Genomic DNA, 13,492 nt, shown 5'->3' on the forward strand with positions numbered 1-13,492 from the left:
TCTCGCTGCGCGCCGGGACAGTGGAGGTCACCACCAGACGGAGAAGAACCGCAGCGGCTCGTCGCCGGTGTTCTCCACCTGATGCGGCACCTTGCTCGGCATGAAGACCATGTCGCCCGCAGCCACCTCCGTCCGGACCTGCTCGGAGATGAGCCGTCCGCGGCCCGAGCGGACCATCCAGATCTCCTCCACCTCGTGGACGTCGAGGTCGCTCACCGCTCCGGGCGGCACCTCCCAGCGCGAGGAGCTGAACGGCACCTTTCGCACTTCGCTGCCCGGCAGCATCGCCATCTCGACGGACATGCCACCGGGAGAACGCTCGGCGTCAGCGAAACCGACCGGCACCGGATGGTCGCCGTCCGGCTCGATCCGCGACGGGGTCGCCACGACCTCCGGCAGTGTGACGGCAGCCGGCGCCGGACCGAACCGGGAGGTGGACTGCTCCCGCTCGGTGTTGTAGACCTGCCGTCCATGGATCGAGTTGATGATGCGGGCGCTGCGCCATGCCGCGAGACTGAGATTGGGATCGGCGATCCCGTGACTGTGCTCGGCCGCGTTCTGCACGTAGATCGACAGCCCTTCCGGACCGGACCAGTCCAGCCGGTAGTCCCGGCCGATCCGCAGCTGGTCGCCGTCCCGGGACGGCTGCGGGTCGAGCTCGGCCAGATAGGCCGGCATCCCGCCCCGATACCCCGTGCAGAACACGACCACGTCCGCCGGCACCTCGAAATGGCCCGTGCCGTCCAGCTCCTTGACCAGCGCGACGAATCGGTCGCCGTCCGGGCGCAGCGCCTCGACGTGACAAGCGGGGCGCAGGTGATGCCGCACCTTGCCCGGGCGGGTCAGGTCGAGGTAGTAGAGCCTGCGGTAGATGTCGCGCAGCGTCGACTCGGAGATGCCGTCACTCGCCAGCCGGTGTTTCTTCAGCAGCGATTCCCGGCTCTCGCGTGGCAGCGCGTAGAAATGGTCGACGTAACCGGGGAAGAACCATTCGTTGGTGAACGGCGAGTCGTCGAGCGGCTGGAACCCGCTGCGCTTGGACAGCCAGGTCAGCGACGTGGGCAAGCCGTCGGCTCCGGCGAGAAGATAGTCGACCACCTCGGCGCCGCTCTGCCCGCCGCCGACGACCAGCACGTCCTTGCCGCCGATGTCCAGGGTGCCGGACAGGAGCCGGCTGCTGTGTAGCACCCGCCGGCCGGACAGTCTTGCCGCGACCGGCGGCAGATAGGGCTGCTTGCCGGTGCCGAGCACGAGGGTCGACGCGTACGCCGACAACTCCTCGCCGCCGGATTTCCGCACGGTCACCCGGAATCGGTCGCCCGCCAGCTCGACGCGCTCGACGGCGTGTCCCCATCGAACTCCGGGCAGACTTTCGGCGGACCACCGGTAGTACTTCTCGAACTCCTCGCGATAGGCGCCGGTGCCGGCGCAGGCGATCAGGAATCGGTGCAGCCTGCCCTGCTCGGTCAGGTAGTTGAGAAAGGTGAAGCGGTTCGTCGGATCGACCGGGGTCACCAGATCCTTCAGGAAGGACGCCTGGAGCTGCCCCTCCGGCACCATCATCCCGGCGTGCCACTGGAAAAAGGGTGCCGCCTCCACGAAGCACACCCGCTTGCCGTCCAGCGGCTCGTGCAGCGCGCCGAAGCTCAGGTTCGCCGGCCCAAGGCCGATACCGAGGACATCGGTATCGATGACCTCGTCAGTCGGTCGCGCCACGAGTTACCATCTCCTCCGTCTGGTAGCCATCGGCTTGCAGCGCCTTGCCCACGTGGTCCAGCGCGACGACGGCCGACCGGTCCATCGGCAGTGCGTCGCGATCCGCCCACGGGACCTCGTGCACGTGGCCCGGACGATCCAGCGCCGTCCAGATCCGCTGCGCCGTGGCCGGCGCGATCGGGCTGAGACAGAGTGCGAAGACGGCTGCGGCCTCGAGCTCCAGCCCCACCGCCTCGGCGAGCCCGTCCGCACCGGCGCGGGACGTGTCGTGCGCGGCGCCGTACTCCGCTGCCTCGCGGACCACCAAGTCGAGCAGGTCGACAGCGCGGCGGGTGGAGAACTCCGCAGCGCCGAGTGCCTGATCCACCTCGTCGGCGAGACGGTGGATCCGCGATCGGAATCGGCGCTGGCCGGCGGTGAGCCCGGCCCGCCGTGGCGGGACTCCGGCCGTCGTCGCGGCGCGGCGGGTCAGCTCGTCCCACCACTGTGTCCACCGCGGCAGCAGGAGCTGCCGGATGTGCAGGTCGAAACGGGGCCAGGTGAAGTTCGCCTCCGACACCGCGGGCCCCTCGGCGGCGAGGTACAGCCGCAGCAGGTCCGCGGGCACCTCGTCGAGCACCTCTGACAGCCAGATGGCATGCCGGCGGCTGGTGGAGAACTTCAGCCCGTCGAGCTGGTAGAACTCGTTGGTGACGAACGCCGCCGGCGGCGTGACGGCGGCATCGAAGGCGGTCATCAGCGCCGGGAAGAAGGCGGCGTAGAAGAACGCGTTGTCGAACCCGGAGAACTGGACGACGTGGCCGGAGCGGCGCCAGACATCCGGGCCGGCCGCCAGATATCCGGCGGCCATCTCGGCCCACACGTAGATCCGCTGCTCGGCGAACCCGGGAACGGCCGCGCGGATGCCCCAGTCACCCGGATAGGTCACCGCGAGCTCCGGCAGTCCGGTGCGGGCCGCGTCCTGGCACAGCCGGACCACGTGCGGGCTCATCGCTGTCTCGGCCCAGTACGCGGTAAGCATGTCCCGGTGCGGCTCGAGGGGGAACACCAGCTGGCGGACCGACCGGATCTCGCCTCGTGCGGCGCACACGGTGCAGGCCGGATCGGTGAGATCCGCGCACTGGTTGGGCCGGCCGCAACCCTCGCAGCCGTTGCCTCCGGTAGCGACCCCGCAGTGCGGGCACCCCCCGGAGACGTACGCCTCGTAGCACCACCGCTCGCACCCGGCGCAGAACGGCAAAGCCCGCTCGCGCGCGACGATCTGCCCGCGCTCGTGCAGCACGCGGACGAACTCCTGGACGAACGTCGTGTACTCGGCCGACGCCCTCGGCCGCACCATCACGTCGATCGATATGCCGGAGCGGTCCAGCGCCGCCTCTATGCGCGCCCCGAAGTGGTCGGCGATCTGGTCCGCGGTGCGTCCCTCGCGGATGCCCTGCAGGGCCGTATATGTCTGATGGTCGTCAAGACCGCACAGATAGCGGGCCGACCCGTCCTTGCGCCGTTGGTGGCGGGCGAAGATGTCGGCGGCCAGGTACGGCCCGGACAGGTGGCCGAGGTGTAGGTCGCCGTTCGGGGTCGGTGGCGGGGCGATCGCGAGCCATGACGCGGACGCCGTCATCTCCGCTGCCTCGTTCACAACGACTCCGGGAAGATCTTCTGCCGCCACTCGGGGCTCACCTCGAGTTCCCGGCAGAAGCCGTCGATCGAGGCGCGGTAGCTCGCGACGACCGCCGCGGCCTCGGCAACGGAGAGCTCGTCGTCGCGGAGCTGGCTGATCCGGCGCGGCTGATAGCTGTATTCGCTGCCCTGTCCGTGGATGCCCGGGACGACGTACTCGGCCGGCTCGGCCGGAAAATGAATCTTGGCATCGGCGGAGTTGAGGTCGCCCGAGGTGCCCCAGCCGGTCAGCATGCGCTCGTCGAACAGCTCGCCGACGCCGATGCGATCGAACATCCAGCGGACGGTCTCGGCGGGAGCGCGGCTCGCCTCATACGGGAAATGGGTGGTGGCCACCCCCTCGCGCCGGGCGAAGGCCCGCATGCGGTCGTAGTTCATGGTGCTGAGCAGGAAGTTCTCGATGACGCGGATGCGGCCGATCTTCTCGTGCCACTTGCCCATCCACGAGTCCAGCGAAGCCCGCGGTTCACGGTCGAGGACCAGCAGGTGCAGCCGATCCGCCGGCCACCCTGCCGCCATCAGGCATTGAATCGGGTTGAAAAGCGCTTCGTAGGGGATGTACGGCCCGGCCATCTCCTTGGCGAAGAGGATTCGTTCCTGCGGGCCGAATCGCCACGGCGTTCCTTCCCCGCCGACCAGCCGGAATCGCGCGATCGTCTTGACCGGCTGGTAGTAGGCGGCGGCACCGGCGATGCCGAAGAGGTTCGTCATGGCGGTCGAGCCGACCCGGCAGCGACCCCAGCCGACGACCAGCAGCGGGAAGTCGCTCACGTGCTCGAACCCGGCGCGCAGGACGCCGGACACCGCATCGGACAGCTCACGGATCGTAGTCTCCGCACGCTGGTAGCGACCGTCGGGCGGGAGTGTGATGTCGGCGAGGCCGGGAGCGTCCGCCGCGGCGGCCTCGCGAATTGACTCGAAAAGCGCGTTCAAGGACTGTCCTTCCAGACTGGTACCCGGCTCCGGCCGGCGAGAAATCGTCGATGTCATGCAGCGGTGAGACAGCCGACCACCCGCGTGGCGATTCCGGGCGCAAGGCGCACGCCCGAGCCGGAACCAGCGCCGGCGAACAGCAGGGTGCTGTCCGGGTCGAGTGCCAGCACGGCCGGAAGGCGCTGCGGCTGGTAGACGTCGGTCCCCGCCCGGCCGCCACCGCACGTCGCGGCGAACGCGGGGCCGATGCGACGGGCCAGCGCGGCTCGCCCCACCGCCTGATCGGCTGGAGCGGGGACCGGATCGCCGCTGCCCGGAGGCTGGCTCCAACGGTCGAGGTAGAAGCTCGCGATTGTGTAGCCCAGCCGTGGTTCGGGTAACAGGAAGACGTCGTCGTCCAGGAAGTAGACCGCCCGGTCGTCCGCCTTCGGAGCGTTGTAGGCGTGCATGGCCGCCACCCGCTTGCGCCTGCCCGGCGCGTCGAGCGCCGACGGCGCGGGAAGGTCCAGTACCGGCAGCATCCACGGCCCGACCGAGAGGATCACGCGGGCGGCGGCGGTCGTCCCGGCATCGTGTTCGACGACCCACCCTTGTTCCCGGCGACGAACGACCTGGGCCGAGGCGGCGACGAAGCGCACGTTCGGCGACGCCGTGGCGAGCTGGCCGGCGAGCTCGCCGGCGCGTACCCGGAACGCTCCGTCGAGCCGGATGATCTCCTGGCCGGCGAGATCGCATTCGGGATAGCGGTGCGCGAACCAGTCCAGGTCGTCGGCGGTCGGCTCGTGTGCTGCCCCGCCGGTCATCATGGCGAGGAGGTCGTTGCGCGCGGTGGTGCGTAGCACGACCAGGAACCGCAGGTCGCGGATCGTGTCGTCGGCGACCCACGATCGGTAGGCCGAGAAGGCGGGCAGGCCGTCGCGGACGAGAGAGCGTATTTCGGTCGTGGCACCGAACGGCACATAGAGGCCGGCCGAGGAGGCCGTCGTTCCCGAACCGATCCCGCGGGGATCGAGCAGGTGTATGTCCCATCCGGGATGGCGGCCGGCGGCCTGATGGGCCACGCTCGCGCCGATGATGCCACCACCGATGACAAGGCAGTCTATCACGGTTTTCGGCAATGGACGGCGCACATGAATTGACAGCGCGTCACAGAGGACGCGCCGGTGAGAGCGTTCACGAAACTTTCCCCCTCGTGGCCGAATAACGCCGAAACTTGTTCTTGAGTCGCTGTTATCGAAACGCCAGCAATAACATGATCGAATCCATACCAGCACCCACGCCGACGCGAGCGACTTGCTTCCCCGTCGTCCAGCATGGACGCGGACCAAACACCTTGTCAACCAGCTCGGCCAAGAAGACGCACATTCTCCGATTAATCCGCACGGCCGCCGAAAGTTACTTCGACCGCACATCGTTTGGATTGCACGATTTCCGCATCGACACCGCCTGGACTCTACGATCCACCTCCCGGATCGGGGATATTCCGCCGGATCGACGGGGTGTCCAGTCCGCCCCGGGTCCAATGAGGACAGAGGCTTCCCTGCTCTGCGACGCTCCGGCAACATCGCTATTCGACGCTCCTCGTGGGTAAGCTGCCTCCGGAATCGACTTGGGGGAAGGCGGTTGTGGTCATGTTCGACGACACGGTACGTGGTTCGGCAGCAGCGGCCGGGGTGCCGGCCCCTTCGGGCATGACAGTGTGGCTGACCGGTCTGCCGAGTGCGGGAAAGTCGACCATCGCTCGCGGCGTGGCCGAGCGGTTGCGGGCGCGCGGACGCCGGGTCGAAGTCCTCGACGGCGACGAGCTCCGCCGGGGTCTCACCCGGGACTTGGGGTTCAGCAGAGCCGATCGCACGGAGAACGTGCGGCGGATCGGATTCGTCGCAAGGTTGTTGTCCCGCAACGGCGTGACCGTGCTGGTGCCGGTGATCGCACCGTACGCCACCAGTCGGCTCGATGTCCGGTCCCACCACGCCGAAGATGGCATCGCCTTCGCCGAAGTGTATGTCGCGACTCCTCTCGGTGTGTGCGCCGACCGTGACGTCAAAGGCTTGTACGCCGAACAACGAGCCGGGCGCTTGACCGGGCTGACCGGCATCGACGACCCGTACGAGCCGCCGGTCAGTCCGGAACTGGCACTACCGGCACACACTCAGTCGGTTGCCGAGTCGGTCGAAGCACTGCACGCCTTCGTAACGGCCCGGCTAGCCGCAGCATGAGCACTGTTATCGTTGCGCCGTATGGACTTTCGATCGTGACGCGCGTCGCCTCCCCACAGGGGTTGCCAAGGTCGAGCCGATCGTCGTAAGCTGCTGAGAGCGCTCCCAGACACTGGTACGAGTGTCGCGACGCGCGCGGTATCGGATGGCCCACTGGGGAGGGGGCGCCACACTGATTGAGCACGACAAGTCACACCACGAAGGCCGAACGGGCAACGATCCACTTCTCACCGTGACTGCCTGATTCCTTCACGCGCACTGGCGAAACTGTCGAATGCACATTCACGCGAGGCAGCATCAGCCGTCGTAGAACGAGCGGCTTCGTGTCGTCCACCGAGCTTCCGGGCACTGCTGCGCCCGACGCCACGGTTGGCAGTGCGGAGATGTGCCGTGTCCGCCTGGCCGTGCCGACCGACCGGGAGTGCACCGCGACGCCCGAGCGCGACCTCGTGGCCGAACTGACGCCCCCGCCGGGACTCGGACAGCCACTTCCGGACCTGGCACGGGAGAAAGGCCTCCCCATTCCCTCGCGGAACTGCTGCCCCTGGGCCAAACCCACGCGTGCGGCTGTGACTGTCGAGGACGGGCTGGCACCCCTCCCGCGGGACGGCACATTCACCGACGCCGCCCGATCGTTCCGATACGAGCGCATATCCCAGGTGATCGTCGACGAAACCTGCGAACCCCCGAGCACCCGCCGGCCGACGGTGCCACCACTCGGGTTCCCATTTCTGTCACCCTTTTGAAATACTGGCCGACACGCGACCTGTGGCTTTTCCGCCCTTTCGAGAAGAACTACACATCTGTCATTCTTCGGTCCGCCATGATCAGCAGCTCCGACCTTGCCACCCGCAAGCGCCTCGGGTACAGTCGAGAACGGGACGGTATTGCCTGACAGGCAACCAGGGGGATTGATGTCACCGGACATTGCGACCGGAACTCTGCACGCTCTCTTCGAAGCCCGCGTCCGTGACACGCCGGACGCGATTGCATTGCACTATCTGGACCGACGGATCAAATACGGTGACCTGAATCGTCGTGCCAACCGGCTGGCCCACTATTTACGGCTCAAGTGCCGCGTCGGACCGGACGACCGAGTCGCGATTCTCGTCCGCGACCCGCCCAGCGTGGTCGTCGCGATTATCGCGACCCTCAAGGCGGGCGGCGGCTATGTTCCCCTTGATCCCGACAACCCCCCGCAGGTCACCCAGCAGATCCTCGACGACGCGCGGCCCACGACGCTGCTGCTGGAATCGTCCTGCGCCGCGGGTGCCGCGCTGTTCGCCGGGGAACTGTTCGTCATGGACGTCCAGGACGCCGACCTCGACACCCCCGGCACCGACCCGGAGCCCGCCGCACGGGACGCGGACCTCGCCTACGTCATCTACACCTCCGGCACCACGGGCAGACCCAAAGGTGTCGCGGTGGAACATCGGGCCATTCTCAACACGATTCGCTGGCGCACCGCCTACTACAGGTTCTCCGGGAGCGACTTGACCTTGGCGATTCCCCGGCCATCCTTCGACAGCGCCGTGGAAGACCTCTTCTGCGCACTGTCCGCCGGGGCTGGGCTGCTGTTGCCGGAACGGGAGCGTGTCACCGATCGCCGGTATCTGGGTGAGCTGATCGAAAAACAGGCGGTCACCCACTTCCTGATCACCCCCGCGCTGCACAAGCGACTGCTCGGGGGAATCGGTGACGACACCGCGCTGCGTTCCGTGACGATCGCCGGTGAAGCGTTCTCGCAGGATCTCGTCGATTATCATTACCGGCGATTGCCCGGGGTCGCGTTGTACAACGAGTACGGCCCGTCCGAAAACGCCGTCTGCTCGACCGTTCATTCACTTCGCGCCGGAGAAGCGGCGGTGCTGCTCGGCAAACCGATCGACAACACCTTCGCGTTCGTGCGGAAGGAAGATGGTTCTGTCGCCCGGATTGGCGAAATCGGTGAACTGTATCTCGGCGGCGCCGGGCTCGCCCGCGGCTACGTGGGTGATCCGGCGCTGACCGCGGCCCGGTTTCTCACTGCGCCTGATCCGGACGGTGTGCCGCGCCGGGTTTATCGTTCGGGTGATCTCGTGCGTGTCCACGCGGACGGCGGCCTGCAGTTCGTAGGCCGCACCGACCGCCAGGTGAAGATCCGGGGCAAGCGAGTCGAGCTCGACCACGTCGCGCAGGCGCTGGCCCGCGACCCGTCCGTCGACGACGTCCATGTGCTGCTGCGGAGCGACCCGCCGCAGCTGCTCGCGTTCGTGACCGGATCCGTGCCGGATGTTGCACGGCTGCGGGAAAACGCGAGGGAAACCTTGCCGTCCCACATGGTCCCGCATGCCGTTGTCGAGGTGGCCGAGATTCCCTTGACCGGCAACGGCAAAGTGGACGAACAGGCCCTGAACGCGGCTTACGAGCGGCTCTCCGGCGGATCGGAGCCGGTCACGATGTCCGCTGCCGAACGGTCCCTGCTCAAGATCTGGCACGACCTGCTCCCGCGCGCGGCGATCGGTCTCGACGAAGACTTCTTCGTCCTCGGTGGCGACTCGCTCACCGTCATGGACCTGGTGGCCGAGGTCGAGGACGCGCTCGGCGTCCGGATGGACAACGCCGATGCCTACACACACCGCACGATCCGAACCTTCGCCCGGCTCGCCGAGTGCCGGAGGGCAGCAACCTTGGAGACGCGATGACCAGCGGAGTGACGCTTTTCCCCGACGTGGACCACGACGTGGTGATCGCCGGTGGCGGGCTGGCCGGGCTGTGCCTGGCCAAACAGCTGAAGGACGCCATCCCCGGCCTGTCCGTGCTCGTCTGCGAACGGACCACACGCCCCTTGCCGAAAGCGGCGTTCAAGGTCGGCGAGTCGACCGTCGAGATCGGTGCCTACTACCTGTCGCACGTCGTGGGCCTGCACGATCACCTGGAAGGCGACCACCTCGAAAAGCTCGGGCTCCGGTACTTCTACGGCGGCAAGGACAAAGTCGCCGACGAGGCCGAGTTCGGCGTGCGGCGCTTCCTCCCGGCGAAGTCCTACCAGCTCGACCGCGGCGCCCTCGAACAGCACCTGCGGGCAGTGGCGGCCGAGGAGGGGGCCACGGTGCTCGAGGGCGTCCGGGTCCTCGACATCGGGCTCGGCGGTGAGGATGGGCACGTCGTGAGCTACCAGGCCGAAGACGGCGGCGAAGCCCGCGAGGTCCGGTGCCGGTGGGTGGTCGACGCCACCGGGCGGCGGCGGATCATCCAGCGCCGGCTCGACCTGACGAAGCGGTTTCCCCGAGCGCACAACGCGGTGTGGTTCCGGCTCGACGGCCGCCTCGACATCGATACGAGCGTCGCCCCGGACGAGACGGTGTGGCACGAACGCGTGAACGACCCCCGCTGGAACTCGACCAACCACTTCATGTTCGAAGGCGGCTGGGTCTGGGTCATCCCGCTGGCGCCGAACCAGACCAGCGTCGGCATCGTCACCGCCGCCCACCTGCACGAAATCACCACCATGAACCGGCTCGAGAAGGCGATGGACTTCGTTTCGGCGCGGGTTCCCGAGCTGGACGCGGCGATGCGTGCCATGCCAGTGCTCGATTTCCACGTGCTGAAGGACTACAGCCACTCTTCGGCGCAGGTCTTCTCGGAGCGCCGCTGGGCGTGCGTCGGCGAAGCCGGGGTTTTCGCGGACCCGTACTACTCGGTCGGCTCGAACCTCATCGCCTACGCCAACGGTTTCGTCACCAAGATGATCTCCGATGACTTGGCGGGCGAGTTCGGCGCGGAGTTCGTCCGGCACGCCAACCGGTGGTTCCTTTCGCTGAGCGAGGGACTCACCAACAACATCCAGGTCTCCTACCCATTCCACCACAACCCGGTGCTTATGGCGCTGAAAACGGTGTGGGACTACTACGTAGGCTGGTCGTTTTCCGATCCGCAGTACTACGAGCAGACCTTCCTGAGCATCCCCGCCAGCTCTGTGATCAGCGGCCTCGGCGGGCGGGCGGTCGCCACTCAGGCCGTGATCATGCAGCTGCTGCTCGACTGGTCGGGCCGCTATCGCGGCACGTACTCCTTCGACTACATCGACTACTACCGTGACGTGCCCACGCTCGCGCGGCTGTTCGAGCAGAACCTCCCCGAAAGCGCACCGCGCCCGTTCACGTCCGTGCTGGGGAGCATCCGTACCGGGCTCGACCGCATCGAAGAACTCGCGCTGGTCATCTTCTTCCTCGCGGTGGAGGACGTCCTCCCCGAGCACCTCGAGGAACTGCGCTCGCGCGGCTGGCTGAACGTTTCCGCGCTCAGCCTCGATCCGCAGCGCTGGGAAAGCGATGGACTGTACGAACCGAAAACCCAGCCCCGCACCCAGGAACTGCAGCTGCTGGAAAAGGAGATGCGGGGGTTGTTCCGGGTCTCGGCGAAGCTGGAAGTATGATTCACGCCTGTTCCCCGCTGTGCCGAAGATCCGGAGGACCACGCTTGACGGCGATCACCATGACCGAACGGCTGCGGTCGGAGTACCCCGGCTTCACGGTGTGCTGGGCCCGGCTCACCGGCTGCGACAATCGGCCGCCGAACGAGGTCGCGAGCAGTCTCGTCGACCGGTTTCCGGAGGTCGTCCTCGGCAACGCCGACGCCCTGCTTGCGGCCACCGCGCCGATGAACCGGTTCTTCAAAACGCTCGACAACAGGGCGCGTTACCACATCCGGTCGCTCGTCAAGGCGACGATCAACGGGCGGGCCTACCGCGGGATCAATCCCGCGGTGGATCTGCTCTATACCGCCGAACTGGAAACCGGGACGCTGATGTCGATGCACGACGCAGCCCGGCTGCGAGGTGACCTCACCATCGACGTCAACGCGGCGAACCGGACGATCGAAGCGTTCTCCGGCGACGGCGTCGATGTGGCACGCAGCGACATCGTGATCCACGACGAATCCGTCGTGGTGGCCGCGGTGGCGGTGGGAATTTCGCGTGCGGCGTCCGTCGGGACCTCGAGCACGGACATCCTGGTGTTCGCCTACGGCTGTCCGGACGACCCGCCCGGACAGGTTCGCGACGCCGTCGACCTCGCGTGCGAGCGGATGCAGAAAGCCCTCGCGGCGTCAGTGTCCGAGCGCGGCGCGCTCACCGCCTGACGCCGTCACCGATCGGGATCCCCCGCCGTCAAAGTGTCTCGCCCTGGCTCCTCGGCCGCGGACTCCTGATGAGCCAACCCGGTCAGGAGCCCGATCACGACGACCGCGATTCCCACCCACACCAAGGGTTCTGGGACGTGATCGGCGAACACGATGCCGGACAGTGCGGCGGCGACCGGGGAAACCCCGGTGAGGAGCCCGGCCCGGGCGGCGCCGAGGACGGCCACGGCGGAATACCAGCAGACGAAGGTCACCGCCGTCACCATGACCGCGAGGAAGCCGATCGCCGCCCAGTTCGCCGCGGTGAGCCTGCCGATCGCGCCCGCGCCTTCGACCATCGGAGCCGCCAGTGCCAGCATCACCGCGGCCAGCCACACCGAATGCACCGAAACACCCCAGGCTCCCTGACGAGCCAGAACGGGCATCGCCAAAAGCGTGAATCCGGCTTCACACGCCAACGCGATGACAGCCCACACGGTGCCCAGCACGTCGGTCTTGCCGAGACCCACGACGAGCAGGCTGCCCACGGTGACCACCCCGGCCGCCATCACCAGCCTTCGGTGCGGGGATTTCCGTTCCAGCAACGGGCCAAGGATACCGATCACGATGGGAACACAAGCGACCGCGACCGCAATGACGGCCGGTTCGGCGTGCGCGACCCCTTGCACCACAGCGATGTTGAACAATGCGAGACCGATCCCGGCGACACCCAGCAACCAGCACCATTCCGCGCCACGCGGGCTCTGGATCCGGACCCCGAACACCTTCGCCAACCCGAGCACCACCGGAACCGCGGCGGCGTACCGCACGGCCTGGGTGGTGAGCAGCGGCGCCTCGGTGAGGGTCCGGGACACGGCGACACTGCCGCCGACCAGAACCATCGCGACCGCCCCGAGCGCGATCCCCAGTCTCTTCGAACCACCTGTCCTCCGTCGCATTGTTGCGATTCAATCATGGCACTGCTCTAATGAACAAGGGATGCGCGGTATCCAGAATTCCGCACCACAGCGAAGATCGTCGCGAATTGGGCGGTTCGACGGGGAGGGCTTCGCCGGACATGGGTGTTTCGCTGCGCCTGCTCTCGCAGGCCGAATCGGGACGGGACAAACGAACCGACCTCGTCTGTTTCGCGCACGCCGGCGCGGGATCAACGCAATTCGCTTTGTGGCCGCGACAGCTGCCCGATGGTCTGATCCTGAGCGCACACGTCCCTCCGGGCCGCGAAGAACGCGCGAAGGATCCGATGCGCGTCACCGTCGAGGAACTGGTCGCGGAGGTGCTCCCGGAAATCGCCGTGCTGGCTGGTCCGGTCGTTCTGGTCGGGCACAGTTTCGGCGCAATGCTCGCCTACGAGCTGGCGCACGTTCTCGTTTCCGTCGGCCGCCCGCCGGCACGGCTCGTCGTTCTCGCGGCAGCGCCGCCGGGCCGGATCCCGGCGCCCCGCCTCACCGGCGATGACGACCTCGCGGCCCTGTGGGTGCGCCTCGGCGCCGACCCGGCCCCGCTGGCCAGACCGTCGTTTCGGAAGCTCGTCTTCCCACCGCTGCGCGCCGATCTCACCGCACACATCGCCTACCGGCCACCCGAGCGCGAGCCACTGACCTTGCCGCTGACCGTCGTCATCGGCGAGAGCGACCCCACGGTGACACGCGAGGACGCGCTCGCGTGGCAGCCGCTGGCCACTGGTGGCTGCGACATCGTGACCGTCCCGGGCGGGCATTTCTTCCCGCGGGAGTCGGTGGAAGCCACGGTCAGTGCGGTGACGGACGCGCTCAGCCGCTGACAACTCCGGATCGGGCCGCCGCCGGGGGCCCGCACCCTGG

At 67.7% G+C, this 13,492-nt stretch carries 10 protein-coding genes; 5 read left to right on the forward strand and 5 right to left on the reverse strand.

Annotated features, from left to right (window positions below; genetic code table 11):
- Positions 1–27 precede the first annotated feature (27 nt).
- From ACLJQE_RS32515 to ACLJQE_RS32530, 4 genes are read right to left on the reverse strand one after another with little or no spacing between them, the layout of a single operon-like run.
- Positions 28–1,716: a SidA/IucD/PvdA family monooxygenase gene (locus ACLJQE_RS32515; protein WP_410643347.1), complete on the reverse strand. Its 1,689-nt coding sequence runs from the start codon at positions 1,714–1,716 to the stop codon at positions 28–30.
- Positions 1,700–3,355 (reverse strand): class I tRNA ligase family protein, encoded by a 1,656-nt coding sequence (locus tag ACLJQE_RS32520; protein ID WP_410643348.1) that lies wholly within the window; start codon positions 3,353–3,355, stop codon positions 1,700–1,702. Before ACLJQE_RS32520 ends, ACLJQE_RS32515 begins: the two co-directional genes overlap by 17 nt.
- Positions 3,352–4,329 carry a hypothetical protein gene (locus ACLJQE_RS32525; RefSeq protein WP_410643349.1) on the reverse strand — a complete coding sequence of 326 codons (978 nt, stop codon included), beginning with the start codon at positions 4,327–4,329 and terminating at the stop codon, positions 3,352–3,354. Before ACLJQE_RS32525 ends, ACLJQE_RS32520 begins: the two co-directional genes overlap by 4 nt.
- A gap of 53 nt (positions 4,330–4,382) precedes the next feature.
- Positions 4,383–5,447 carry an NAD(P)/FAD-dependent oxidoreductase gene (locus ACLJQE_RS32530; protein ID WP_410643350.1) on the reverse strand — a complete coding sequence of 355 codons (1,065 nt, stop codon included), beginning with the start codon at positions 5,445–5,447 and terminating at the stop codon, positions 4,383–4,385.
- Between the two features lie 513 nt (positions 5,448–5,960).
- Here ACLJQE_RS32530 and cysC point away from each other — a divergent pair.
- The 4 genes from cysC (at position 5,961) to ACLJQE_RS32550 (ending at position 11,669) form a co-directional block, all read left to right on the forward strand.
- Positions 5,961–6,548: an adenylyl-sulfate kinase gene (gene cysC, locus ACLJQE_RS32535; protein WP_410643351.1), complete on the forward strand. Its 588-nt coding sequence runs from the start codon at positions 5,961–5,963 to the stop codon at positions 6,546–6,548.
- 914 nt (positions 6,549–7,462) lie between these two features.
- Complete coding sequence (locus ACLJQE_RS32540; RefSeq protein ID WP_410643352.1) at positions 7,463–9,232, forward strand: non-ribosomal peptide synthetase; 1,770 nt, start codon at positions 7,463–7,465, stop codon at positions 9,230–9,232.
- Positions 9,229–10,965, forward strand: a complete 1,737-nt coding sequence (locus ACLJQE_RS32545) for an NAD(P)/FAD-dependent oxidoreductase (protein WP_410643353.1) — start codon at positions 9,229–9,231, stop codon at positions 10,963–10,965. Before ACLJQE_RS32540 ends, ACLJQE_RS32545 begins: the two co-directional genes overlap by 4 nt.
- Before the next feature lie 44 nt (positions 10,966–11,009).
- Positions 11,010–11,669, forward strand: a complete 660-nt coding sequence (locus ACLJQE_RS32550) for a phenylalanine--tRNA ligase beta subunit-related protein (RefSeq protein WP_410643354.1) — start codon at positions 11,010–11,012, stop codon at positions 11,667–11,669.
- A gap of 5 nt (positions 11,670–11,674) precedes the next feature.
- Here the strand turns inward: ACLJQE_RS32550 and ACLJQE_RS32555 are convergent, their stop codons facing one another.
- Positions 11,675–12,607, reverse strand: coding sequence for a DMT family transporter (locus ACLJQE_RS32555; protein ID WP_410643355.1), 933 nt, complete (start codon positions 12,605–12,607; stop codon positions 11,675–11,677).
- A gap of 119 nt (positions 12,608–12,726) precedes the next feature.
- On the opposite strand from ACLJQE_RS32555, the gene ACLJQE_RS32560 reads away from it, so the two are divergent.
- A complete protein-coding gene (locus ACLJQE_RS32560) occupies positions 12,727–13,452 on the forward strand; it encodes a thioesterase II family protein (protein ID WP_410643356.1) in 726 nt (241 codons plus the stop codon).
- Positions 13,453–13,492: the final 40 nt, after the last annotated feature.

Origin of the sequence: Amycolatopsis sp. lyj-346 (assembly GCF_046548975.1) — a bacterium.
Classification (GTDB): Bacteria; Actinomycetota; Actinomycetes; order Mycobacteriales; family Pseudonocardiaceae; genus Amycolatopsis.